We start from the raw sequence: 24,621 nt of genomic DNA, 5'->3' as shown, positions 1-24,621 counted from the left end.
CGGCGGGTCGGCGGCGCGCGTTCGACGGGCTCGGACGATCAGCCGAACAGCGACCGCACTCGTCCGAGCAGTCCCGCCGAGCCGTCGTCGGCCGCGGACTCGGCCTCGGACGCATCGATATCGGTCTCGCCCCCTCCGGCGTCGGTGTCGCGGTCGGCCGTGTCGGGACCGTCGACCGCGGACGCGTCCACCCCGTCCTCGAGACGCGACTCCGATTCGTCGCTCTGGACCGACGAGTCGGCAGTCGCGTCCGACGGCGTCTCCGGAGCGGCGTCGCTATCGCGTGTGGTGTCGGCGTCGCTCTCCGCGTCCGTTTCGGTCACCGCAGCCGCGTCGGGCTCGACGGGGCTGTCCGTCCCGTTCTCGAGGGTGGGGTCGCCGTCGAATGGCTCGTCCGCGGTCTCGGGGGTCGTCGTCGCGGTCTGCGAGTCGGCCTGCGCCTCGACGGTCGGCGGCTCGGCGTCGCCGCTGTCGAGCCCCTCGTTCGTGGAGGTGGTGGAGTCGACGGGGTCGTCGTCCCGTCGGTCGTCGGAACCAGCGGTGTCGACCCAGAGGAACTCCCCGTCTTTCGTGCGGCCGGTGAGAAGCAGATCCGTGAGTTCGTCCTCGTCGGCTCGCAGCTCGTCGTCGACGGGTATCGCCGGGTCGGGTTCCGGCTCCGCCGCGCTCGCGATGATGTCGTCCGGCGTTTCGTCCGCGAGCACGTCGTCGGTATCGCCCTCGTCCGCGGCTTCAGCACGGAGCTGATCGAAGACTTCAGCGGCCGTCCTGTCTTCGACCCCGTCCGGTTCGTCCTCGTCCACCCGTTCTGTCCGCTGCCCGGCTCCCGTGTCGGTTTCCTCGAGGTCCCCGAACAGCTCGTCGGTGCTCGCACCCACGTCGAGCCTCCCGTCGCCCGGACTGTTTGTCGTACTATCTGTCATGAACCCGCTTGCTATTACTGGATTATCACACGACTTTAATTTTCGGAATTTTTCCCGGTGCGATAGATGCGCGAAGTGCAATATTAGTGTACTGGCCGCTAGCGGCCATCGATGGCGGTTACAGTTGACGATCGTGCATAATATGGGTGAGAAAGAGGGCGATCGTGAGAATCGCTGTACGGGGCGAGAGTCGGACTATATTGCCCGTTCGTAGCGACTCGCCGGGTGCCGGCACAAGCACTATTACTCGACGCGTCGTATGTCGGACGGTATCATGACAGGGATCGAGTACGACGACTTTCTGGACCTCGGATACGAACCCGCCGCGACGGAACTGGTCTGTGAATTCACGATCGAACCGGCCGACGGGATGTCCATGGAGGCGGCAGCGAGTCGCGTCGCCTCGGAGTCATCGAACGGCACCTGGGCCGCCTTACACGTCGACGAGGACGAACTCACGGACCTCGGTGCAGTCGCCTGTGGTATTGACGGACCGACGGTTACGGTCGCGTACCCGGCCGCGCTGTTCGAGGCCGGCAGCATGCCCCAGATCCTCTCGTGTATCGCCGGCAACATCCTGGGGATGAAAGCCGTCGACTCGATCCGACTCGAGGACTGTGACTGGCCGGAATCGATCGCGGGCGGGTTTCCGGGCCCGCAGTTCGGGCCGAGCGTCGCGCGCGAGAAACTGGACGCGGGCGAGCGGCCGGTGTTGGCGACGGTGCCGAAACCCAAGGTGGGCCTCTCGACCGACGCCCACGCCCGCATCGGCGAGGAGGCCTGGCGCGGCGGCATCGACCTGCTGAAAGACGACGAAAATCTCACTGACCAGGCGTTTAACCCATTCGCGGACCGACTCGCCGAGAGCCTCGCCGCCCGCGACCGCGCCCAGGAGGAGACCGGCGAGCGCAAGGACTACCTCGTGAACGTGACCGCCGAGACCACAGAGATGCTCGAGCGGGTCGATCTCGTCGCCGAACACGGCGGCGGGTTCGTCATGGTCGACGTGATTACCTGCGGCTGGGCGGCCGTCCAGTCGGTTCGGGAGCGTTGCGAGGACCACGGGTTGGCGATCCACGCCCACCGCGCGATGCACGCCGCCTTCGACCGACTGGACTACCACGGGGTGTCGATGCGCGTCATCGCCCAGATCGCTCGCCTCTGTGGCGTCGACCACATCCACACCGGGACCGCGGGGCTGGGAAAGCTCGCGAACGAGGACACGCCGGGGATCAACGCGTGGCTCACGAGCGACTGTCACGGCCTCAGGCCCGTCCTCCCGGTCGCCTCCGGTGGACTGCATCCCGGCGTGGTCGATCAACTCATCGACGCGCTGGGGACCGACATCATCGTGCAAGCCGGCGGCGGCGTCCACGGCCACCCGGACGGCACGCACGCGGGTGCGAAAGCGCTCCGACAGTCCGTCGAGGCCTCGATGGCGGGCACGGACCTCGAGACCTACGCCGACGACCACGCGGAACTGGCGACGGCCCTCGAGAAGTGGGGCGCGGAGACGCCGCGGTAACGGTTCGGATCGGACCGACGGGCAGCGATCGAATCAGGTTCGATCGACGAAGGCGACGATGCGCTCGGCGATTTCCTCGCCGGCGTCTTCCTGCAGGAAGTGTGCGGCCTCGTCGATCCAGACATCGGGCTGGTCGCTCGCGGTCGGGAGCAACTCGCGCAGCGGGTCACGGTTGCCGGCGGTGATCGGGTCCTCGCTGGCGAACAGGACGAACGCCGGCGTCTCCCACTCGGCGAGTCGGTCCTGGGCGTCGGCGAACAGGTCCGCCCCGGGGTCGTCGGGTGACTGCGGGACGAGTCCTGGGAACGTCCGCGCGCCGGCCATGTATCGCTCGTCGGGGAACGGCGCGCGGTAGGCGTCGAGCACGTCCTCGGAGCAGTCCCGATGACAACCGTTCGCCACGAGTTCGCCGATATCGAGGTCGTCGGCGGTGGCGACCAACTCGGCGAACGCGTGCCAGGTATCGGTCATCTCTTGGGTCCCGTCGGGAAGGCCGGTGTTCATCGGCACCAGGCGGGCGAACCGTTCGGGCTGATTCGCCGCCAGCGAGAGCCCGAGCAACCCGCCCCAGTCCTGACAGACGAGCGTGATATTCGTCAGGTCGAGTTCCTCGACGAACGTCCGGAGCGCGTCGTAGTGCATCTCGACGGTGTAGTTGTCGCGGTCCTCGTATCGATCCGACCGTCCGCAGCCGATCAGGTCTGGGACGACGACGCGGCCGCGCTCGGCCAGCGTCGGCATCATTTTGCTGTAGAGAAACGACCACGTCGGCTCGCCGTGCAGACAGAGGAACGTCTCCTCGGCGTCGTTGCTGCCCTCGCCACCGCCCGTTTCCACGTACGCCATGTCTAACTCGCCGATGTCGACATACTGGGGTTCGTAGTCGAAGTCCGGAACGTCCTCGAAGTGTTCCTCCGAGATACTGAGGGCCATACTGCACGACACCATACGACATCATACAAGCGTTGGGAAATCGATACGAACGTCGCGCTCGGTGTTCCGTTCGGACACCGTCGGTGACCCGCCGCGGCATAGTAACAAAATACGTACCAGTGCTGCGTGACAGAACGACCATGCACCGCCCGCGCCGGTCACTCCTCGCCACGATCGGTCGTCCCGCGCTCGCCGGTCGTCTCTCCAACGGATCGGGACGATTCACCCACAGTGAGAATCCACAATCATTATAGTCTCGTTAACCACAACTCATATCGTGGTTTACGAGACTGGAAACGAGACGGTCGACGACGCGCTCGAGCGGGTGATGGCCGGCGAGCGACTCGATCGGACCGACGGAGTCGCGTTGATGGCCCAGCCGACCGACGCGCTCGCGGAGGCGGGTGCGGCCGTCCGCGATCACTTCGGCGACGGCACGGTCGACGCCTGCTCGATCGTCAACGCGAAGGCAGGCAACTGCGCCGAGGACTGCGGGTTCTGCGCGCAGTCGGTCCACTTCGACACCGGGATCGACACCTACGGCTTCCTCGGTCCCGAGAAGGTCCTCGAGGCCGCCAAACGGGCCGAACGCGACGGTGCCCAGCGCTTTGGCATCGTTGTCGCCGAGAAGGGCGTCTCGAAGGAACACCGCCCCGACGAGTGGGAAGAGGTTCTCGAGTCGATCCGCCGCGTCCGCGACGAGTGCGACCTCGAGGTCGACGCCTCGCTGGGCATTCTGACCGAGGAGGAGGCCGCGATCCTCGCCGAGGAGGGGATCAATCACTACAATCACAACATCGAGACCTCCCCGAACTACTTCCCCGAGATCGTCGATTCCCACAGCTTCGAGGACCGGGTGAAGACCCTCGAGGTCGCCAAGGAGGCCGGGATGGACCTCTGTGCGGGCGTGATCCTCGGAATGGGGGAGAGCCCGACCGACCGCGTCGAGGCAGCCATCGCCCTGCAGGACATCGGCATCTCCTCGCTGCCGGTCAACGTCCTGAACCCGGTCGCCGGGACGCCGCTGGCCGAGCAGGGCGTCGACATCAGCACCGAGGAGATCGTCAAGACGGTCGCGGTGTACAAACTACTCCACCCCGAGTCCCGGGTCCGCTTGACCGGCGGCCGCGAGGTCAACTTAGCGCCGGACGAGCAGCACCTGCCGCTCGAGGCCGGCGCGGACGGCCTCCTCACCGGCGACTATCTGACCACCGGAGGCCAATCTCCCGGCAAGGACTTGGAGATCGTCGAGCGTGCGGGACTGGAGCCCAATACGGACACGAACGACTTCGATCCGGAGGCGGTGAAGGCCCGTCACAGCGAGACGGCGGAATCGTCGAGCGAGACGGCGAGTATGGGCGCGGAACCGAGCGACGACTGACGACACGACGAACACAGCACATCGACACCATGGACGAAATTACGTTTGCGGTACTCGGAACCGGAGGTATCGGCCGACGAGCGCTCGAAGTGAGCCAGCACAAGGACGCGCTGACCCCCGTCGCGGCGTGTGACCGCCACGGCGTCGCCGTCGACTTCGACGGCCTCGATGTGGACGAGTTGCTGGCTGCGACCGAGGGCAACATAGACAGCGAGCCGCGAAGCGGCTCGGAAGAGTCGAGCGGCGATGAGCCGCGAGACAGCGAGGTCGCGACGGACGGCGGTACGGGCGCGACGACCGCCGGGGGCGGCGTCAAACAACACGGCGAGGACAGGGGCGTCGTCGCCTCGAGTCAGGCCCGGCCCAGCGAGGACGCCATTCAGGAGATCATCGACCGCGGCGACCGGATCGACGCCGTGTTGTTGGCGCTGCCGAACTACGAACACGACTTCATCCCCCGAACCGCCGACCGCTTCGCCGAGGGCGGCTACTCCGGGGTCATGATCGACGTCCTCAAGCGCTCGCGCGTGATCGACATGCTCGACGACCGCAGCGACGAGTTCGAGGAGAACGGTATCACGTTCATCTGCGGGGCGGGCGCGACCCCCGGCCTGCTGACCGGCGCGGCCGCGCTGGCCGCCCAGTCGTTCGTCGAGGTCACCGACGTCGACATCCACTGGGGTGTCGGCCTCAAGTCGGGCTACGAGGACAACCGCGGGACCGTCCGCGAGGACATCGCACACCTCCCCGAGTACGACATCGAGACCGCCCGCAACCTCTCCGAGGCGGAGATCGAGGCCATCATCGACGACCACGACGGCGTCATCGAGTTCGAGGACATGGAACACGCCGACGACGTCCTGCTCGAGCGCGCCGGTGTCTGTGACGCTGACGATGTCACCGTCGGCGGGGTTCTCGACGTTCGCAACGACGAGAAGCCGACGACGACGACGGTCCGCGTGACCGGCCGCACCTTCGACGGTGAGACGGCGACGAACACGTTCCAACTGGGCGACGAAACGAGCATGGAGGCCAACGTCAACGGGCCCGCGCTGGGCTATCTGAAAGCCGGCGTCCGCCGGAACCGAGCGGGCGAGTACGGCGTCTTCGGCCCAGCCGACCTGTTGCCCGGCTTCTAATCTCGTCGCAGTCCGTTTCGATGAGGGAGCGACTACGATCCCCCAAACCGTCGCCTATCGGCCGCCTCGAGCCGCAGCGACGCCGAGCTTGCTGCTCGGTCCGAACCGTGAGAGTCAAACCGTGGCGTTGAGTCGGTTTAGCCGAATGGCCGACCGCGGGTTCGACCTCGAGACGCGACTCGAGACGCTCGAGGAAAACGATTTGAAACGTGCCCTCTCGCCCGTCGACCGGGTCGCCGAGCACGGCTACTTCGCCGAGCCATCGGGCGGCGAGTTGCCCGTCCTCGAGACGGCGGAGGCGCTCGTTTTCGCCTCGAACAACTACTTGGGATTGACCGACGACCAGCGGGTACAGGACGCGGCCCGGCAGGCCGCCGCGACCGTCGGAACGGGTGCCGGGGCGAGCCGACTCGTGACCGGGGATACGATGGTCCACCGAGACCTCGAGCGGCAACTCGCCGAGGTCAAAGGCACTGAGCGCGCGCTGGCCTTTTCGTCGGGGTACGCCGCGAACGTCGGTACGATCACGGCGCTCGAGCCCGATGTCGTCTTCTCCGACGAGTTGAATCACGCGAGCATCATCGACGGCTGTCGACTCACGGACACCGAGACGGTCGTCTACGACCACTGCGATGCGGCGAGCCTGCGATCGAAGCTCGCGGACCGAGCCGAACGGGCGGCCCGAGACGGCCGCCAGCCGGCCGACGAGTCCTGGCTGATCGTCACCGATTCGGTGTTCAGCATGGACGGCACCGTCGCACCCCTCGATGCGATCTGTGACGCCGCCGAGGAGTTCGGCGCGTGGGTGATGGTCGACGAGGCCCACGCGACCGGCCTCTACGCCAACGGCGGCGGCGTCGTCCAGGCGGAGGGGCTCGAGGACCGTGTCCACGTTCAGATGGGAACGCTCTCGAAAGCGCTGGCCAGTCAGGGCGGGTACGTCGCCGGTAGCGCGGAATTGATCGAATGCGTACTCAACGACGCGCGCTCGTTCGTCTTCTCGACCGGACTCGCGCCGCCGGCGGCCGCGGCGGCGAGCGAGGCGCTCCACGTCGCCCGTCACGGCGGTGCACGGGAGCGACTCTGGGAGAACGTCGCCCACCTCCGGGACGGCCTCGAATCGATGGGGTTCGACGTGTGGGGCGACTCCCAGATTCTCCCCGTCATCGTGGGCGACCGCGAGGACGCCATCACGCTCGCCGACGGGGTCCGCGAACGGGATGTCGTCGCGCCGGCGATCCGGCCGCCGACGGTTCCGGAGGGAACCAGTCGCATCCGCGTCGTTCCGATGGCCACCCACGATCGGAGCGACATCATCGCCTGTCTCGAGGCGTTTCGCGCCGCGGGCAAGGAGGTCGGACTGCTATGAGCGCCCGGCGACCGATCGCCGTCGTCGGCACCGGAACGGGCGTCGGGAAGACGGTCGTGACGGCCGGGCTCACGCGCCTGCTCCGCGAGGAGGGCCACGACGCCCGGGCGATCAAACCGGCCCAGACCGGGCATCCGCCGGACGACGACGCGGCGTTCGTCGCCGCCGCCTGTGGCGCTCCGGAGGCCGCGACCTGTCCCCGCTATCTCGAGCCAGCGCTCGCACCGCGGGTCGCGGCCGAGGTCGCCGGGGAGGACCTCTTCTACGAGTCGATCCGCACGGCCTGCGAGCGGGAGATCGAAGCGACCCCGGTCCCGATCGTCGAAGGGATCGGGGGCCTCCGCGTCCCGCTGGCCGGCGACCGGGAGGTGATCGATCTCGTTGCCGATCTCGAAGCCACGGCAGTCATTGTCACGCGGTCGGGACTGGGCACGCTCAATCACACCGCGCTCTCGGTCGACGCACTCGAGGCCCACGACATCGATATCTGTGGGATCGTCGTCAACGAGTACGCGGGCGAAACGACCGCGGAGCGGACGAATCCCGACGAACTCGAGCGGATGACCGACTATCCAGTTACGACGGTCCCGCCGCTGGACGGGACCGAACCCGACGGCGATCGCGAGCCGCCTGCCCTCGCTGCAGGCGTTAGCGAGGCACTGTCGTCGGCGTTTCGCGATCGACTCCCGGTAGAAGACCGCTGATCCGTGTTCGCACTCGTTCAGGCGGACGGTGCCCGTGGCTCTTCGTCGACGGTCGTCGACTCGTGATCGGACGGGATATCGGTCACCGCCGCGTCGAGTTCGACCAGAGAGGAGACGACTTCGGATTTCCGGTGGGTCACCTCGAGATGGACGCGGAGGTCGTTGCGATCGTCGTACGTCTCCGTACAGAGCGGGCAGCTATGTGTCTCAGTCATTCGGCGGGTCACCAAGAAGTACTCTCATCGTTCAGCGACGTAATAGTGCCGGTCAGTCAATATGTAGACAGATGTTGCCGAGGGTATCCGAACGCCGCTCCGATATCCCCCTGCGTCCGTACGCCGCCGCCGGCACACTGCTCACATGAAGTCGCTTAGCCCGGCCTGATCGTCGTCGGGGTCGTCGACCGACGACGAGTCGTCCGACACGGAGCCGCCGTCACTATCGTCCGACTTCGCAGCCGTGAGCGCCTGCTGCCCGCTCGAGTCGTCGCCGTCGCCGCTTTCGTCGGTCGCAGCGGCGGCCGTCTCGTCGGCACCGCTCGAGCGCTCGGCCTCGAAGAAGGCGTTGCCCGAGTGCTCGACCGCTTTTTCGGCTTTCAGTTCGTCGGCGTCCGCGACGACCGATTCGACTTTGTTGGTGTCCTTTCCGCTGCCGGTAACGAAGGAGACCTCGGATTCGTCGAGATCGTAGGCCGCAGCCATGCGGACGGTCAGTGCTCGGTTCTTGCAGTGGTGGGTCATCGCCGATAGGAACGGAAGGATCTCCCGGCGGGCGGTTGCGACGCTTGCGCCTTCCCGCTCGGCGATGCGCTCGGCGATCGAATCGCGGGTGTTCCGGGTGCCTTTGGTGCGGCCGAGTTTCGACCAGTAGCTCGGCGGGCCGTAGCGGGTCCAGCCACCCTTCTCGCCCCGTCGCGAAGCGGCGACGCCGGCGGTCATGTTGTCCGTCGCGTACCGCCAGTAGGAGTAGTCCTGTGTGGCCCGGACGCGACCCAGCCAGCGATCGGCGTTCGAGAGGAACTCGTAGGCGTCGGCGAGTTCGGCCCCCTCGTAGTCCTTCGGCACGTTGTCCTCGATCCAGTTGAGCAGATCGTCCGGCGTCTCGTCGACGTCGTAGGAGGCTCGCAGCGCACCCTCGGCGTCTTTCTCTTTGATCAGTTCGTCGAGGAAATCGAAGATGCCCTCGGTGGTATCGCGCTCGCTCGTCACCACGTCGTCGACGGTCAGGCGCTCGGCCTCCTCGGCGACCGCCTGCAGGTCGTTGACCGCCGAGCGCAGGTCGCCGCTGGTCGATTCGGCGATCTTCTCGAGGGCGCCCTCCTCGAATTCGACCCCTTCGCGCCGACAGATGTCCCGCAAGACGGGGACGATCGATCGCTTCGAGACGTCGCGAAACTCGATCGTCTCACAGGCGTTTCGCAGCGACTTGCTCATGTCGTAGAACTCGTTTGCGACGAGGACGATCGGCTGGTTCGCGTCCTTGACGACGCGCGTGACCTCTCGAGAACCGCCGTAGTCGGCGTTGCCGTGGAAATTGTCCGCCTCGTCGAGAACGACAAGCCGGCGGCCCGCCTCGCCGCCGGTGAGGGTCCCGCTCTTGGCGGCCTCGCCGGCGATCTTCTCGATGACGTCGGCTCCGCGGCTGTCGCTGGCGTTCAACTCCATTACCGGCCAACCCATGTCGGTGGCCAGCGCGTGGGCGGCGGAGGTCTTCCCGACGCCGGGGCTGCCGTGGACGATCACCGACTTGCGGTGGTCGTCCCAGCTTTCGGCCCACTCCTCGAGTTGGTCGCGGGCCTTGTTGTTGCCGCGTACCTCCGACAGCGTCGTCGGACGGTACTTCTCGGTCCAGTCGGTCATTGGACGTTCGTAGGGGTGAGCCGCGTTTAGTGGTTGCGGACGCTACTCTTCGGTGACGGTCTTCAAGTCGAGACGAGGCGTCACGTCCTCGTATGTGTCATCGCTCGAGACCATAGTATCCCCGTTGGATTCGACGAGGTGAAGGGCGTCGAACGGTGTGAACCCGTGGTCCTCCACGTACGTCGCCGCCGTAACGACCGTCTCCGCGTCACCGCGTACCTCGACGAGGTTGGCGGCGTTCGAAACGACCCGTTCGGTATCGCGGTCCTCGCGGTAGGCTACTAACAGGAGTTCGATGAGCGTGAATTGCGACGTCCACAACTCGTCCTGTCGGTCTCGGTATACCGCTTCGGCGGCGTCTCCGAGCCAGTCTTCATCCTTGATGAGCGCGAGCAGAAAGTCGGTTTCCGCATACATTTACTGTCCGGCCTCGTCGAGCGCTGCTTCGCGTGCTTCTTCACGAAGTTCGTCGGCCGACTTCTCGACATCCGCAAACTCGTCTCTGAGTGCCTCGAGCGGGTCGTCAGCGACCGGAACCAATTTGACTCCGTCTGGAAGCTGAACAACGCGATATCGGTCCCCGTATCGCTCTCGGACCTCCTTGGGGAGCGTGAGACGACCGCGGTCGTCCAGCGCTACGTCTGACATATCTTGGCGTATGGTGGGCGAAAGCAAAAATGTTCCCCGATATACAGAGCTACCCATTCTATCTCTACTGGCCGGAATTCATCTCCGCATCGACGAGCGAACGACGAGAGGTATTCGACGTTCTCAGTACATCGAATCTATATCGTATTTTCCGGACTTCTCCGTCCAGTCGGTCATTGGACGTTCGTAGGGGTGAGCCGCGTTTAGTGGTTGCGGAGCGGTACGCCTCGCTCGAGGCGGGTCGGACGCTTCGAACGTGTCCTCGCTCGAGCCCTTGCGATCGTCGTTCGGGTTGGTGAGGCGGAACGCGCCGTCTCGAAGCGGAGGCCGGCGTGATCGCGCGGCGTCTCAGTCCGTCCCGTGGACGAGTACGGATCGTTCGGCCGCGTCGTCGCCCACTTCGATGCGGACGGGAAACTCCTGATCGGCGTCGACGCGCGGCGTTTCGTATCCCGTCGTGATGGTCGTCCGCTCGCCGGCCGCGAGGCTCACCGTCCGCCGTTCGACCCGTTCGGCACTGTGGCCGACGATCAACGCGAGGTCGTGCGTGCCGTCGGTTCCGCCGGTGTTCTCGACCGTCGCGCTCACGTCGAGGAAATCGCCGGCATCGATCGGCGCGTTCGTCTCGAGACGGACGATCTCGAACGCCGCGGGGGTTTCGACGGCGGCATCCCCGCCATCGTCGGCTTCGATTTCGCGCAGACACTCGCGGGCGTGGGGATTCCCGTGGGAGACACCGCCGGTGAGATATGCCTCCCGCTCGGTCGTGACCGACGAGATGACGGTCCCGTCACTGCCGTACGGCGGCAGTTCGACGACGATCTCGTCGGCCGCCTCGCGAACGGCCGCTGTCTCCCCGATCTCGAACGCGACCGTGCCGGAGAACGGTGCAGCCACGTCCTCGCCGAACACGATCCCGTCCTCGAGCACGGTGTTTCCGTACAGTCCGTCCTCGTAGAAGCCCGTGCTCGCGAAGGCGACATCGTCGGCCGCGAACGTCCCCGTAACCTCCGCTCGAGTGCACGAGGGAAACGTTACGGTCGGCTCCGAGTCCCCGCTCTCGCCATCGGAGTCGTCGCCGGTCCCCGCAGTCTCCGTCTCGGCCTCGGTCCCCGTCGACGGATCGGCGTTCCGATCCGCCTCTTCGGTGGCCCCGTCCGTCGCGTTCTCGGTAGCGAGGTCGGGGTCGCTACGCGACCCGTTCGAATCAGTGGGCGTCTCCGAATGCGTGTCGAGACAGCCCGCGAAACCGAGTCCGAGACCGGAGACGCCGATGAACGTCCGACGGTTCATACTCCGACGGAGGACATCTCACTTGATAAAAATATAGGTCGAGTATCATGTCCGAATACAGTCATCGGCACGGACGTGCGCGTTCGTCGTACTCGACCGTCGTCCCAGAGCATTACGTCTGCCGCGGGTCGTCGCGTCCGACCGCGAACCGCTCTGCGGTTCGAACGGGTCTCCACCCCGGACCGGTGGTGGCCGGCTCGCTCGAGCGCTCAATCTATCGAGCACGCAGCGAAACCCCGTCGATGGCGTCAGTGGGACGACTCGTCGGCCTCCGGTACGGCCTCGCTGACGGTCACTCGCGAGATGCGCGTCCCTTCGACGGCGTCGACGGTGAGTTCGTAGCCGTCGACCCCGATCGCGTCCCCGACTTCGGGAGCGCGGCCGATGCGACTCAACACCAGGCCGCCGATGGTATCGAACGCGTCGCCTTCGAACGTCGTTCCGAGCGCTTCGTTGACATCAGCGAGCGGGACGCCGCCGTCCATGGCGTATCGGCCGTCGGCGAGGTCGTCGATCGAGGGCTCCATGTCGGCGACGTCGAACTCGTCTTGGATCTCGCCGACCACCTCCTCGATGACGTCCTCGATGGTCAGAATCCCTTCGAACGCACCCCACTCGTCGATGACGACGGCCAGTTGGACGTTCCGCTGGCGGAACTCGGCGAGGATTTCGTCGATTCGGCGCGTCTCGGGGACGATGAGGACCTCTCGAGCGAGGTCGCGTGCGGTCGGTTCGTCGCCCGCTCGGCCGTCGTGGCCGTCTGTGGCTTCGATGGCCTTGAGGACGTCCTTCGCGTGAACGAATCCGACGACCGGTTCGTCGGCGTCTTCGTCGACGACGGGGAATCGCGTGTAGGTGCCGCTGGCGGCGACGCCGCGGAGGTCGGAGAGGGGCATGCCAGCACGGACGGTGACGACGTCGGGACGCGGAATCATGACTTCGCGGGCGACCGTCTCATCGAGGTCGAAGACGGATTCGATCATCTCGACTTCGTCCGCGTCGACGACACCCTGTTCGCCCGACTGGGCGACGATCCGTCGGATCTCCTCTTCGCTGTGGCCCTCGTCGCGCTCGGAGGCCGGCGCGACGCCGATGAGCCGCGTGAAGAAGTTCGCCGTGCCGTTGAAGACGATGATCCCAGGGACGAAGATGTAGTAGAAGAACTTCATCGGCGCGGCGACGAGCAGCGCGATCCGTTCGGCGTCCGCGATCGCGAGGGTCTTTGGCGCGAGTTCCCCGAAGACGACGTGCAGGAACGTGATGATACTGAACCCGATCGCGATGGAGACCAGATGAAGCGTTCCTGCGGGAAGCACCGGCCCCAGCACGGGCTCGAGCAGCGAGGCGATGGCCGGTTCGCCGACCCAGCCGAGCCCCAGCGAGGCGATCGTAATGCCGAGTTGGGTCGTCGCGAGGTAGTCGTCTAGGTTCTCCTCGGCCTCCTGGACGAGTTTCGCCGACGACCGCCCCTCCGCGACGAGTTCTTCGATCTGTGTCGGCCGAATGCGGACGTACGCGAACTCAGCGGCGACGAAAAAGCCGTTCAGGAAGACCAAGAAGAGGGCAAAGAGGAGCCGCCCGAACGAGAACGCGAGGTCGGCGGCTACCATCGGGCCCACCCCGGTCGTCGCAACGGCTCCCGCGTCGTCGGGCTCGCATCGAATCCGCATCGGGTTCGATCGCCGGTTCGCTCCGCCGCCGGGTCAGCACCGGGCCGGCGGCGGCTCTCGTTCGGCGACGGGGACACGGCGAAACGTTCGTCGCCGGTGAAAACTTCCATACGGTCACTTAACACAGGGCTTACAAAATCGTGGCGCTGGCGATCGACGAACGGCGACCGGGTCCGACGGCCGCGAGCGCGGTTCGATCGCGCGGTGACAGGTCCGGCAATCGTTCCTCGGTCCCATCCCCCACCGACCGCCGGCCGGAACCCGAGCGGATAACTGGCCGGCTGCCGAACCCCGGCTATGAACGTCGCGATCGTCACCGTCGGCGACGAGATTCTCGCGGGATCGACGACCAACACGAACGCATCGTGGCTGGCCGAGCGGCTCACCGAGCGCGGCAGCACGGTCCAGCGAATCCTGACGATCCCGGACGACCGCGAACTCATCGCGGACTACGTCGACCGCTGGAGCGACGCGTTCGACGCGGTGATCGTTACCGGCGGCATCGGCGGCACACCCGACGACGTGACCGTCGAAGCCGTGGCCGACGGGTTGGAACGCGAGTTCGTCGTCCACGACGAGATCCGGGAGCGACTCCTCGAGAAGGCAGCCGCGTTCCGCGACGAGAACCCCGAGCTGGTCGAGGAGTACGATCTCCAGCTCGATATCGACGCCGCGGCCTCGATTCCGGAAGGTGCGACGCCGATCGTCGTCACCGACGGCTGGGCACCGGGCTGTCTCGTCGAGAACGTCTACGTCTTCGCCGGCATCCCCGACGAGATGCGGGCGATGTTCGACTCGGTCGGCGACGAGTTCCAGGGCGATTCGACCGCGGAGACGCTGTACACGCCGGCACCCGAGGGGTCGCTACACGAGGCGCTCGAGGGGGTTACCGAGCGCTTCGACGTCTCGGTCGGCAGCTATCCGCGCAGTGAGAACCGGCCCGGCCGGATTCGCGTCTCGAGTACCGACCCGGAAACGGTCGCGGCGGCGATGGCGTGGCTCCGCGATCGCGTCGAGACGACCGCGCCGCCGTCCACGAGCGAGGGGGGATCCAAGTGACCGGTCCGCTGTAACTCGCGACAACGGCCTTGTCGAGTCGCCGGCTGCGGTCGAGCCGTCACTCTCAGTCGGCCCGCCGTCCCTCGACGAGTCGAACGAGTACCGTTCCGAGTCCGGCGACGGTGAGCACGAATCGTTCACCGGTCGCCGCGATGGGGAAGATCCGCTCGACGGCAGTCGCCGGCTCGTCTCGAGTGGGATCGAACCCGGTTCTGTAGTGGGTGTTCTCGGTGGTCCCGCGAGCCGTCGACTCGGCCAGGCTTCCGGCGTCGAGTTCGACGAACGTCTGGACGAGGCCGCGTTGATCCGTGACGAGGAGTTCGCCCGAGAGGTCGTAGAACCGGTCGTGGAGCGGCCAGAAGAGGTTGACGCCGTTGAAGAACGCGTCGAACAGGACGTGTGCGACGAACACCCCGGCCAAACTGGCCCACGCGACGCGGTGGCCGTAGCTCCCCCACCGGTCCCGGAGCGTCGATTCCGCGCGGATCGTCCCGTCCCACAGCAACGCGGCGGCGGGGACGAGAACGATCCAGACGTTGTGCAACGCCGCGCGATGTGTCCCCGGGACGACGATGCCGATCAGCGTATCGAGATCGATGACGGCGGCACAGCCCATCACGAGCACGATCGCGCGGGTATCGAATTCGTCGCCGAGCAGCGCGACCCCGAGCAAGCCTGCGAACGCGACGTGGACGACGGTCGATGGCACGTTCCGCGGACTCGAACCGCGGGGGCTTGACTGTTGGGCCGCTCGAGTCGGAACCGATCGTCGACTCTCGGTCCTGACGAGCGGTCGGTCTCCGGTAGCTACTTGCATCGACCGGGAGACGGTCGAGTATGAGCGGACGCGGACCGAAACGGGAACTCGCGGAGAAAATCGCCGGGGAGATCACCCTGAGTGAGGATCCCGGTGCGACGCTTCGGAAGTGGCGGACCGACTTCGACGTCTCACAGACCGATCTCGCGGCCGAACTCGACGTCTCGTCGTCGGTCATCTCCGACTACGAGAGCGGCCGCCGGGAGAGCCCCGGTATCGGCGTCGTCGGGCGACTCGTCGAGGGAATGCTCGCGATCGACGAACGCCGCGGCGGTGAGCGCATCCGACAGTACGGCCGCGTCCTCTCGGCTGGCTTCGAGAGCGACGTCGTCTATGACCTCCGGGAGTACGCCACCTCGCTTCCCCTCACGCGACTGTACGACGATCTCGAGGCGACTGAAGTGGCCTCGAGCGGTACCGAGCAGGTCAGCGGCCACACCGTCATCGACAGCATCGAGGCGATCACCCGCCTCTCGAGCGAGGAGTTCTTTCGCCTCTACGGGCAGAGTACGAACCGCGTCCTCGTGTTCACCAACGTCACGCAGGGTGAGGGCGTCGGCATCGCGCTGCGGGTCGTCAACCCGACGCCGAACGCCGTGATCCTTCACGGACTCGAAGAGGAGGACCTCTGGGACCACGCGAGGGAACTCGCGCGCATCGACGGCTACTCGCTGGCGGTCACCTCGGCCCCGCTCGACGACGTACTCGAGCACCTCATGACGCTCGACTAACTCCCGAGCGGGTCGTTTTCCGGGATGCGATCGGTGACCGGTTCCGGTCGGACGGCTCGGCGGCCGGTTCGGCTGCCGCTCACGGCGAGTATTCCGACCGCCTGCTGCTCCGGTTTCAGTTGTTTCGACGAGTTCACGGGAAGCCGTGTCCGGCGAGCCACCACAGGAGAGCGGTCCCGCTGCCGATCAAGACGGCCGCGGCGAGGGCACAGCCACCGATCGTCTCCCGCAGGGCTCGAGCGACTTCGTGGGTGCCACCGGGCGCGACGATGAAGTCGGTGTGCCAGTCGTCGGTCGCTGCGATCGACTCCCTGCCGTCCGTGGCGTCGGCGACGCCCAGCACGGTTGCCGTCTCGCCGACCGCGAGGACCGCCTCGTGGTAGCACCGATCATTGTCACTGGTCTCGAAGTCGGCCGCCTCTCGGAGCCGACTCGCGAGCGGTTCCGGCGGGCACTCCTCGGCGGCGATCCGTTTCGACGCCCGCCGCTCGAGTCGGCACGCCGCCGCCGCGGGATCGACGACGACCCGACCGGCCTCGGTTTCGATGGCGAACGGGAGCCGCCGATCCGCGAGCAGACGGGGCGGATCGGTCGAGTAGGTCAGGACGCTCCGAAGCAGTGAGTCGGCAGCGCCGTCGGCCCGGTCCTCGGCATCCTCCGAGCGGAGCGTCGTCGCCGTGAGTTGATACCAGACCGCGTCACAGCCCGTGAGGGGTGCCTCGAGCGGCTCTCGGAGCGGAGTGACGCGCCCGGAGACGGCGACGAGTCCGCCCTCGACGGCACCGGCATCGGTGACAGTCGCCCGCCGAAGGGTGACATAGGAGCGAAGCGTCGTGAGCAGCCCGCCGACGAAGTACCACCCGCTGCCCACCAGCAGGCCACCGACGGCGATGGGGACGATGACGCGCCGCGATCCGCCGACGGGACCGGTTCCGAAGAACGGGTACGAGCCGACGGCAAACGGCAGCCAGATGACGACCGTCGCACCGAGCATGAGGAGTGCGTACAATCGCGTGCCGACGTGGAGTCGGTGTCTGGTCCAGTCGAGTCCCGACAGTACGTCGTCGTTGGCGGCGTCTATCCCGACAACGAGACCCCAGACGTGCAGGAGTCCCAGCAAGACGACCAGGTCGAGACCGGAAATCGCGGCTGCGGTGGCCGGGCCGGTCGACGACGCTGCGAGGGAAGCCATTACCGTCTGCTGACGTGTGTACGTTCCTAACCGTTTCGGGCGAGTCCGCGAGCGGTTCGACGGACGAGGGCCGCCGTCTCGGACGGCCGGCACTCCGGAAAACCGACGGTGCAGTCGCTCCCGAAACGACGGCCTCACCGAAACCGAAGACGGGACTGCGGCTCAGGCGATCTGGTCTTCGTACTCCTCGGCGGTCAGCAACGCCTCGAGTTCGTCGGGATCGTCGGCCTCGATCTCGAGCATCCAGCCCTCGCCGAAGGGGTCCTCGTTGACGAGTTCGGGGGCGTCGAACAGGTCGTCGTTGATCGCGACGACTTCGCCGCCGACGGGTGCGTAGAGATCGGACACGGCTTTGATCGATTCCACGACGCCGAACTCCGTCTCTTGCTCGAGGTCGTCGCCCTCGTCGGGGAGTTCGACGAAGACCACGTCGCCGAGTTCGTCCTGTGCGAAGTCGGAGATGCCCACGCGGACGACGCCGTCGGTCTCGAGTGCCCACTCGTGCGATTCCAGATACCGTCTCTCGTCGGGAACGTCGAAGCTCATTATACTGTATCGATGAAGGGTGTGGTTTCGACTCTTGCTTTCTTCGATTGCCCGCGGACGACGACCTGCAGCGTGGTCCCCGGCTCCGCGTACTCGACCGGCACGTAGCCGAGGCCGATCGGCTTCTCGAGGGTCGGACTCATCGTCCCGCTGGTGACGGTGCCGATCACTCGGCTCTCGGTCGTCGTAATGTCGTAGCCGTGTCTGGGAACGCCGCGGTCGATCAGCTGGAAGCCGACGAGTCGCTCGTCGACGCCCGCCGCGTCGACCGCCGCCAAGGCGTCCCGGCCCACGAATTCGGTCTCGAGCGCGACGGTGAAGCCGATGCCGGCTTCGTAGGGCGTCCGCGGGTTGTCCTCGGGATCGAAATCCTGTCCGGCGAGCAGCAGGCCGGCCTCGATGCGGAGCGTGTCCCGCGCGCCGAGGCCGCAGGGTTGGCAGTCGAGTGCCGTCCAGATCTCCGCGGCGTCCGCCCAGGGGACGATCAGTTCGAAACCGTCCTCGCCGGTGTAGCCCGTCCGGGCGGTCCAGCAGTCGACGCCGTCGATCGTCGCGTACCGGGCCTCGAACCGCTCGAGGTCGTCGACGGGGTCCGCGGTGACGCTCGCCACTAGATCGACCGCGTTCGGCCCTTGGACGGCGAACATCGCGTATTCGTCGGTCCGGTTGTCGACGGTCGCCTCCAGGTCCCACTCGTTGCGGTAGCTGAGCCACCGTTCGTGGGTCGCCTCGTCGGTGCCGGCGTTGGGGACGAACAGATAGGTCGGCTCCCCGTCGGCGTCGCCGTCTCCGTGGGACTCCTGTGGCGTCTCGCCCTCGTCGGGCAGCCGATAGACGACGGTATCGTCGATGACGATCCCGTCATCGTCGGTGATCGCGGCGTACTGGGAGTCGCCGACCTCGAGCCGGGAGACGTCGTTCGACGTCAGCCGTTGCATCAACTCGGTCGCGTCCGGGCCGGTCACGTGAATTTGACCCATATGCGAAACGTCGAAGATCCCGACGTCCTCCCGGACGGCCGCGTGTTCCGTCTGAATGGAATCGAACTCGACCGGCATGTCCCAGCCGCCAAACTCCGTGAACTTCGCTCCACGTTCGTCGTGAATCCCACGTAACGGCGGCGTCTGAAGCGGCATGGTCGAGACATCTCCCGCGGTGTAGTAATGTCTTTTCGTCGGCTGGCCGCGACGACGGCCCCTGCCCTCCCCGCCGAGTCGGCAGGTTCGACGGCTGCCCCTCCTTCGTGGCCACTCGATAACCGATTCCAGTTACAACTGCTCGACCTATCGTCTCCGGTTGCCGAAAACATATGGCCGGAAGTGACCTACGAATCGATGCATGAGCACGCCAGCACTCGACCCACAGGCCGACTGGGATCAGATATACGTCGACGGCGACTGGCGGGACGCAGCGAGCGGCGAAACGATCCCCGTCGAAAACCCGGCGAAACAGGACGTGTTTACCGAGGTCCCCGCGGGGACGGAAGCCGATGTCGACGCCGCCTACGAGGCGGCCGAGGCAGCCCAGTCCGACTGGGCGGCGACGCCGCGGGAGGAGCGCAACGAGATCGTTCAAAACCTGCTGGACGAACTGAACGCGCACGTCGAGGAGATCACCGGACTGCTTGCGACGGAGGCCGGCACCCCGGGCTACCGGGCCATGGGCGAGTTCGCGACCACGACCGGCGACGTGGAGATGGCGCTCGAACTCGAGCCACCCGAAGAGGAGGTCCGGCCCTCCCCGTCGGTCGAGGGGAAGGACAACCACATCGTCCACGAACCGGTCGGCGTCGTGGGCGTCATCTCGCCGTGGAACTTCCCGCTCCATCTCACCATGCGTGCGGTCGCGCCCGCAATCGCACTGGGCAACACGGTCGTTCTGAAGCCGGCGACGGACACGCCGATCACGGGCGGGCTGCTCATCGCGAAGCTGTGCGAGGCGGCCGGCATCCCCGACGGCGTCCTCAACGTCGTTACCGGCCGCGGCTCCGATATCGGCGATCGAATCGCCGGCCACCCGACGCCGCGAGTCGTCTCGTTTACCGGTTCGACGGCCGTCGGCAAGGGCGTCGCCGAGCAGGCCGGCGAGAGTCTCGCCTTGCCCGCCCTCGAACTCGGCGGCAACGCCCCGTTTATCGTCACCGACGAGGCCGACCTCGAGAAGGCCGCCCGCGCCGGCGCGTTCGGCTCCTTCTTCCACCAGGGGCAGGTCTGTATCTCGATCAACCGCCATCTGGTCCACGAGGATCTCTACGACGAGTACGTCGACCTGCTGGTCGAGCACGCCGAATCGCTCACCATCGGCGACCCCTCCGAGAACGACGACGTCACGTTCGGCCCCGTCCAGAACGAAACCCAGCGCGACGACCTGGTCGACTTCATCGAGGGCTCGCTCGAGGCGGGTGCCACCCTCGAGACGGGTGGCGAGGCCGACGGCCTGTTCGTCGAGCCGACGGTCCTCTCGGACTGTACCAACGACATGCCGACGGCGTGTAACGAACACTTCGGCCCCGTCGCACCCGTGATCCCGTTCTCGGACGACGAGGAAGCGATCGAGTTGGCGAACGACACCGAGTACGGTCTCTCGGCGTCGGTCTTCTGCGAGGACGCCGAGCGCGCCCGCGACCTCGCCGATCGGGTCGAGGCGGGGATGGTCCATATCAACGACCAGCCGATCAATGAGGACCACAACGCGCCCTTCGGCGGCATCAAGCAGTCCGGCCTCGGCCGCTACCACGGCGAGTGGATCACTCGCGAACTCACCGAGCCCAAGTGGATCTCCGTCCAGGACGAGGAACGCGATTACTTCGTCTTCGAATAGCGCTACCGAACCCAGGACGTCATGTTCCGTCCAAGTCGTCGGTTCGCCGCCGTCGCTGGCCCGATTTCACCGCTTTATCGACCGCGCTCCTCGAGTCGGAGCGTGTACTCGCCGCTCCCGTTGACCGCGTGTACCTGGAGTCGGATCTCCTCGTCGCCCTCGAGCGGGACCGTGATCGATTCGTTCGTGCCCGCGTCCGCGGACGACGCGTCGTGATCCCATCTGGTGGGTTTGCTGCCGTCCGTGGTCACGTAGAGATCGAAATCAGTGTCGGCAGGCCCCTCGAGCGTGACCGTCGCCGAACAGGGGGTGGCGGCGTTCAACGGGTAGCTGTAGCGGTCGCTCTCGCCCCACCAGCCGCTGCCATCGAGGGAGCCGCTCGCGCTCGCGGTGATCGTCTCGTCGCCACACTCCCCGGGTTCCTCCTCGTCGGGGTCGTCCCCGTCCGGGAACGGATCGGTCTCGACCGCTGCAGCCGCATCGACGCGGCCGTACCCCTGTTGGGTCTCACGGAGGCCGAGATCGGCTGCGGTCGCCCGAAGATGCTCGCGGAGTTCCGTCCGCGAGAGGTCCGGATAGGCGGAGAGTACGAGGCCGGCGACGCCGGCGACGACCGGCGCTGCCATCGACGTGCCCGACATTCGCGCGTACTCGTCGCCGGTCACGCTCGAGACGAGCCGACTGCCCGGGGCGGCGAGTTCGATCGCCGGTCCGGTGTTCGAAAACGAGGCGAGCGAATCGTCGCTGTCGACGGCCGAGACGGCGACGACGCTGTCCGCCGCGGCCGGCGAATAGACGCGATCGCTCCCGTCGTTGCCGGCCGCTGCGACCAACAGGACGCCGTGGTCGGCCGCGTACTCGCAGGCCGCAGTCAGCGTGTCGTAGGAGCCGTCGACCCCCAGTGAGAGGTTGACGATATCGGCACCCTGATCGGCGGACCACTGAATCGCGTCGGCGATATCGGAGAGCGATCCAACCCCGTTTTCGTCGAGCGCACGGACCGAGAGCAGCGAGCAGTCGCTGATACCGGCGTGGCCGATGCCGTCGTCCGATCTGCCAGCCGCGATCCCGCCGACGTGCGTGCCGTGGTTCGCCTCGTTGGCGGGATACGGATCATCATCAGCGTCGAGGAGATCCGTCCCGATCCGGTCGTCGATCGCCGCCTCGAGCGCGGGATGATCGTACTGAATCCCCTGATCGACGACGGCGATAACGACGTCCTCGCTGCCGCGGGTCGTCTCCCAGGCCGTCTCGCAGCCGATCTGTTGGGGGGCGTGCTGAAAGTCGTAGTAGGGATCGTTCGGTTCGAGCAGCGACGCGACCGTCACGTTCGGTTCCGCGTACTCGACCGCGGGGGAGCGAGTGACGGCGTCGATGACGTCCTCGCGAGCGTTCGCGGGCGCGTCCGATGGAAACGAAACGACGGCGTAGTGGATCGACTCGTTCGCGTGGACGACATCGGCACTGCCGGGGACGGCAGCACGGGCCTCACCGGCCACGTCCGTGGCTGACGGCGAAATCCCCAGAATGAGTTCGTCGCTCTTCGGCCCCGGTTCGCGGTTCGGAGTCGCGGTCGCGACGCCGCTCGAGCCGATTACGCCGCCGATGACGATCGAACCGGCACCGGTCAGGACCGAGCGGCGATCGTACGCGTGAGCGGGGTCGTCCGGGGGATCGTTCTGTGTCATGGAACGACAGTCAGCAAGCCCTGAAATTAGTAAAGCGTTATCGAACCATCTGCGGATTTATTTTGGAAATAAAGCACTAAATGGTGTCAGATTTGGCGTTTATTAGATATGAAGTATGAACATGTGAACTCGGTCGTTCATCACCGAGCGTGTGGGCACGAGAACCGGGTCGGAGTTTCCGGGACTAACGCGACCACAGAGGGGACGGTTTGCCGTCGGTCGGCCGCGTGATCGGGCCTCCGATGCTCATCTAAGCCCGCCGCCGTGCTACGGGTTCGTCACGCGAGACCGGGTCGCGACGGTCCCTGCGGTCGCCGTCGCCGAACTCCGAGCGGCCGGCGGTCCTCTCGGAGAAGTCGGTGGCGGCCGTCGCCTGCTCTATCGACCGCGTTCGTCGATAGTCAGGGAGTAGGAGCCGCTCCCGCTGTACCGGGTGACGAGGATGCCGAACTCTTCGCTGCCCGTGAGGTCGAGTTCGATCGTTTCGTTTGCGTCCTGGTCCGCCGAGCGCTCGTCGTAGTCGTACGTCGACGGCGTCCGTCCGTCGAGCGTCATGTAGAGGTCGAAGTCAGCGCCGGCCGGTCCCTCGAGCGAGACGGTGGCACTGCAGGGATCGGCCGTCTGAAGCTGGTACGTGTAGGTGTCGCTCGGGTTGCCGCCCCAGCCACCGCTGAGTTCGCCGTCCTCGTTTGCGGTGTTGACCTCATCGCCGCACTCACCGGGCTCCGGGTCGGGATCGGGGTCCGGGTCCGGAGAGGTTCCCGGTTCAGTGGTGACGGCATTGCCGGCGTCAACGCGGCCGCTGCCCTGTTCGCTTGCCGAAAGGCCGACATCGACAGCGGTTTGCTTGAGATGCTCTCGCAGCTGATCGTTCGAGAGGCTCGGCCACGCCGAGAGGGTGAGCCCGGCGACGCCGGCGACGACCGGCGACGCCATCGAGGTTCCGGAGAAGGTATCGTAGTCGTCCCAGGGAATGCTCGAGAGGACATTGCCACCGGGTGCGGCCAGTTCGATCTCCGGGCCGACGTTCGAGAAGTCGGACAACGCTTCACCCTCGTCCAGCGAGGAGACGGCCACAACGCTGTCGTAGGCGGCCGGGTACGAGACGCTGCTGCCGTAATCGTTGCCGGCCGCTGCGACGACTAAGGACCCCTGTGAGGTGGCGTACTCGCAGGCCTCCCGCATCAGTTCCGTGGCACCGCCGCCGCCGAGGGACATGTTGATGATGTCGGCACCCTGGTCGGCCGACCACTGGACCGCATCGGCGATGTCGGAGAGCGAACCGCCGCTCCCGCCACCGAGCGCGCGGGCCGAGAGCAGCGAACAGTTCGAGATGCCGGCGTGCCCCGTCCCGTTGTCGGTGCCACCGGCTGCGATCCCAGCCACGTGCGTCCCGTGGTTCTCGCTCGCACTTGCCGGGTACGGATCGCCGTTATCATCGACGAAGTCGGACCCACTGTTCGAGACGCTGTTGTCCATGTTCTCCGCGAGATCGGGGTGATCGTACTGGACCCCCTGGTCGACGATCGAAATCGTAACGTCCGGATCGCCGAGGGTCGTGTCCCAGGCGTCCGGGGCGTTCACCTGCTGTGGCGCGTACTGACTCCCGAGATCCGGGTCGTTCGGGGTATAGAGCGTCGTCGCCGTCTCGCCGTCGCTTTCCAATTCCTGTGGTTCCGCCTCGATAGCCTCGTAGGTCACGTTGTCTTCGGAGAAAGTCACCTCGTCGGCGTCGAGGACGGTCCGTTTGACGGATTCCTTGGCCTGAATGGAGGCCTGGTCAGCGATCTCCACTGCGGCATAGCCCAGCGTCTCGTTCGTGTGGACGATATTCGCGTTGCTCGGAATCTTCGGCTCCACGGCCGCTTCGATGTCCGAGACGTCGGGGTCGACCCCGACGATTAGCTCGTCTTTCTTCGGCCCCGGCTCCCGTCCCGGCGTCGCGGACGTGATGCCACCCAGACCGACTAGCGCACCGACTGCGCCGACTGTTTGCAAAAGCGACCTTCGATCAATGTGTTGGTTATTGTCACCGGACATAACGCAATCGAAAGAATTCCAGCACGATATTAAATTCTTCCTAAACACCAAGGAATACAATAAAATTCGAACACTAATATTATAATCGGGCACGTGAGAGGCGAGCACCCATGCTGAGGGTTACCAAGTGTAACAGTAATAATAGTAGGTGGTTGAAATGAACCAAGGGTCAGTTTATTTTTGTCTCAGACGTGGTTGATTGTGGGTGAATCCGAGCCGCGAACGCCACGATTCGTGTTATTCCCCTAACTATTGCTCCGGTGGTCAGCGATGCTCACGTTTCG

22 protein-coding genes are annotated in these 24,621 nt (G+C 66.1%); 8 read left to right on the top strand and 14 right to left on the bottom strand.

The features are described 5' to 3' along the window. Positions 1-38: 38 nt before the first annotated feature. On the bottom strand, positions 39-923 hold the full coding sequence (locus tag C487_RS15850) for a midas domain-containing protein (protein ID WP_049908205.1): 885 nt from the start codon (positions 921-923) through the stop codon (positions 39-41). 274 nt (positions 924-1,197) lie between these two features. Here C487_RS15850 and rbcL point away from each other — a divergent pair, with 274 nt between their 5' ends. Next, on the top strand, positions 1,198-2,448 hold the full coding sequence (gene rbcL / locus C487_RS15845) for a type III ribulose-bisphosphate carboxylase (protein WP_049908212.1): 1,251 nt from the start codon (positions 1,198-1,200) through the stop codon (positions 2,446-2,448). Between the two features lie 33 nt (positions 2,449-2,481). Here the strand turns inward: rbcL and C487_RS15840 are convergent, their stop codons facing one another. Then, entirely contained in the window at positions 2,482-3,381 is a 900-nt protein-coding gene (locus C487_RS15840) for a haloalkane dehalogenase (RefSeq protein ID WP_006186832.1), read from the bottom strand. A 277-nt stretch (positions 3,382-3,658) separates the two neighbouring features. Between C487_RS15840 and bioB the strand changes: the two genes are divergently transcribed. The 4 genes from bioB to bioD all read left to right on the top strand — a co-directional run bounded on the left by bioB (position 3,659) and on the right by bioD (position 7,974). Then, positions 3,659-4,762, top strand: a complete 1,104-nt coding sequence (gene bioB, locus C487_RS15835; RefSeq protein ID WP_006186831.1) for a biotin synthase BioB — start codon at positions 3,659-3,661, stop codon at positions 4,760-4,762. 29 nt (positions 4,763-4,791) lie between these two features. Next, on the top strand, positions 4,792-5,901 hold the full coding sequence (locus tag C487_RS15830; RefSeq protein ID WP_006186830.1) for a hypothetical protein: 1,110 nt from the start codon (positions 4,792-4,794) through the stop codon (positions 5,899-5,901). Positions 5,902-6,046: 145 nt separating this feature from the next. Continuing rightward, a complete protein-coding gene (locus C487_RS15825; RefSeq protein ID WP_006186829.1) occupies positions 6,047-7,270 on the top strand; it encodes an aminotransferase class I/II-fold pyridoxal phosphate-dependent enzyme in 1,224 nt (407 codons plus the stop codon). Next, positions 7,267-7,974 (top strand): dethiobiotin synthase, encoded by a 708-nt coding sequence (gene bioD / locus C487_RS15820; RefSeq protein WP_006186828.1) that lies wholly within the window; start codon positions 7,267-7,269, stop codon positions 7,972-7,974. The genes C487_RS15825 and bioD overlap by 4 nt, the downstream gene beginning before the upstream one ends. A gap of 17 nt (positions 7,975-7,991) precedes the next feature. On the opposite strand, the gene C487_RS15815 is transcribed toward bioD, so the two are convergent. From C487_RS15815 to C487_RS15790, 6 genes are all read right to left on the bottom strand, one after another. Next, entirely contained in the window at positions 7,992-8,189 is a 198-nt protein-coding gene (locus C487_RS15815) for a hypothetical protein (RefSeq protein WP_049908204.1), read from the bottom strand. Between the two features lie 141 nt (positions 8,190-8,330). Continuing rightward, on the bottom strand, positions 8,331-9,833 hold the full coding sequence (locus C487_RS15810; protein WP_006186826.1) for a replication factor C large subunit: 1,503 nt from the start codon (positions 9,831-9,833) through the stop codon (positions 8,331-8,333). Between the two features lie 42 nt (positions 9,834-9,875). After that, positions 9,876-10,250, bottom strand: coding sequence for a PIN domain-containing protein (locus C487_RS15805; RefSeq protein WP_006186825.1), 375 nt, complete (start codon positions 10,248-10,250; stop codon positions 9,876-9,878). Beyond that, a complete protein-coding gene (locus C487_RS15800) occupies positions 10,251-10,481 on the bottom strand; it encodes an AbrB/MazE/SpoVT family DNA-binding domain-containing protein (protein ID WP_006186824.1) in 231 nt (76 codons plus the stop codon). It lies immediately after the preceding gene. Positions 10,482-10,829: 348 nt separating this feature from the next. Continuing rightward, positions 10,830-11,774: a hypothetical protein gene (locus C487_RS15795; protein WP_006186823.1), complete on the bottom strand. Its 945-nt coding sequence runs from the start codon at positions 11,772-11,774 to the stop codon at positions 10,830-10,832. Positions 11,775-12,022: 248 nt separating this feature from the next. Further along, the gene (locus tag C487_RS15790; protein ID WP_049908211.1) at positions 12,023-13,384 is read right to left on the bottom strand and encodes a hemolysin family protein; all 1,362 of its coding nucleotides are present in this window, start codon (positions 13,382-13,384) and stop codon (positions 12,023-12,025) included. A gap of 357 nt (positions 13,385-13,741) precedes the next feature. On the opposite strand from C487_RS15790, the gene C487_RS15785 reads away from it, so the two are divergent. Continuing rightward, positions 13,742-14,503: a competence/damage-inducible protein A gene (locus C487_RS15785; RefSeq protein ID WP_006186821.1), complete on the top strand. Its 762-nt coding sequence runs from the start codon at positions 13,742-13,744 to the stop codon at positions 14,501-14,503. A 64-nt stretch (positions 14,504-14,567) separates the two neighbouring features. Here C487_RS15785 and C487_RS15780 read toward each other — a convergent pair whose 3' ends face one another. Continuing rightward, positions 14,568-15,212, bottom strand: coding sequence for a metal-dependent hydrolase (locus C487_RS15780; protein WP_006186820.1), 645 nt, complete (start codon positions 15,210-15,212; stop codon positions 14,568-14,570). Positions 15,213-15,340: 128 nt separating this feature from the next. Between C487_RS15780 and C487_RS15775 the strand changes: the two genes are divergently transcribed. Beyond that, complete coding sequence (locus C487_RS15775) at positions 15,341-16,051, top strand: helix-turn-helix domain-containing protein (protein WP_006186819.1); 711 nt, start codon at positions 15,341-15,343, stop codon at positions 16,049-16,051. A gap of 133 nt (positions 16,052-16,184) precedes the next feature. Here the strand turns inward: C487_RS15775 and C487_RS15770 are convergent, their stop codons facing one another. The 3 genes from C487_RS15770 to gcvT form a co-directional block, all read right to left on the bottom strand. Next, positions 16,185-17,243 carry a GIDE domain-containing protein gene (locus C487_RS15770; protein WP_006186818.1) on the bottom strand — a complete coding sequence of 353 codons (1,059 nt, stop codon included), beginning with the start codon at positions 17,241-17,243 and terminating at the stop codon, positions 16,185-16,187. A 162-nt stretch (positions 17,244-17,405) separates the two neighbouring features. Beyond that, positions 17,406-17,789, bottom strand: coding sequence for a glycine cleavage system protein GcvH (gcvH, locus tag C487_RS15765; protein ID WP_006186817.1), 384 nt, complete (start codon positions 17,787-17,789; stop codon positions 17,406-17,408). After that, on the bottom strand, positions 17,789-18,925 hold the full coding sequence (gcvT, locus tag C487_RS15760) for a glycine cleavage system aminomethyltransferase GcvT (protein ID WP_006186816.1): 1,137 nt from the start codon (positions 18,923-18,925) through the stop codon (positions 17,789-17,791). Before gcvT ends, gcvH begins: the two co-directional genes overlap by 1 nt. A gap of 202 nt (positions 18,926-19,127) precedes the next feature. Between gcvT and C487_RS15755 the strand changes: the two genes are divergently transcribed. Next, positions 19,128-20,609 (top strand): aldehyde dehydrogenase family protein, encoded by a 1,482-nt coding sequence (locus C487_RS15755; RefSeq protein WP_006186815.1) that lies wholly within the window; start codon positions 19,128-19,130, stop codon positions 20,607-20,609. Positions 20,610-20,683: 74 nt separating this feature from the next. On the opposite strand, the gene C487_RS15750 is transcribed toward C487_RS15755, so the two are convergent. Together C487_RS15750 and C487_RS15745 are read right to left on the bottom strand one after the other, a co-directional pair. Further along, the gene (locus tag C487_RS15750; protein WP_006186814.1) at positions 20,684-22,297 is read right to left on the bottom strand and encodes a S8 family serine peptidase; all 1,614 of its coding nucleotides are present in this window, start codon (positions 22,295-22,297) and stop codon (positions 20,684-20,686) included. 378 nt (positions 22,298-22,675) lie between these two features. Further along, positions 22,676-24,337, bottom strand: a complete 1,662-nt coding sequence (locus C487_RS15745; RefSeq protein WP_049908203.1) for a S8 family serine peptidase — start codon at positions 24,335-24,337, stop codon at positions 22,676-22,678. Positions 24,338-24,621 lie beyond the last annotated feature (284 nt).

It is taken from the genome of Natrinema pallidum DSM 3751 (genome assembly GCF_000337615.1).
Taxonomy (GTDB): Archaea; Halobacteriota; Halobacteria; order Halobacteriales; family Natrialbaceae; genus Natrinema; species Natrinema pallidum.
This window is presented reverse-complemented; position numbering and strand designations above follow the sequence as displayed.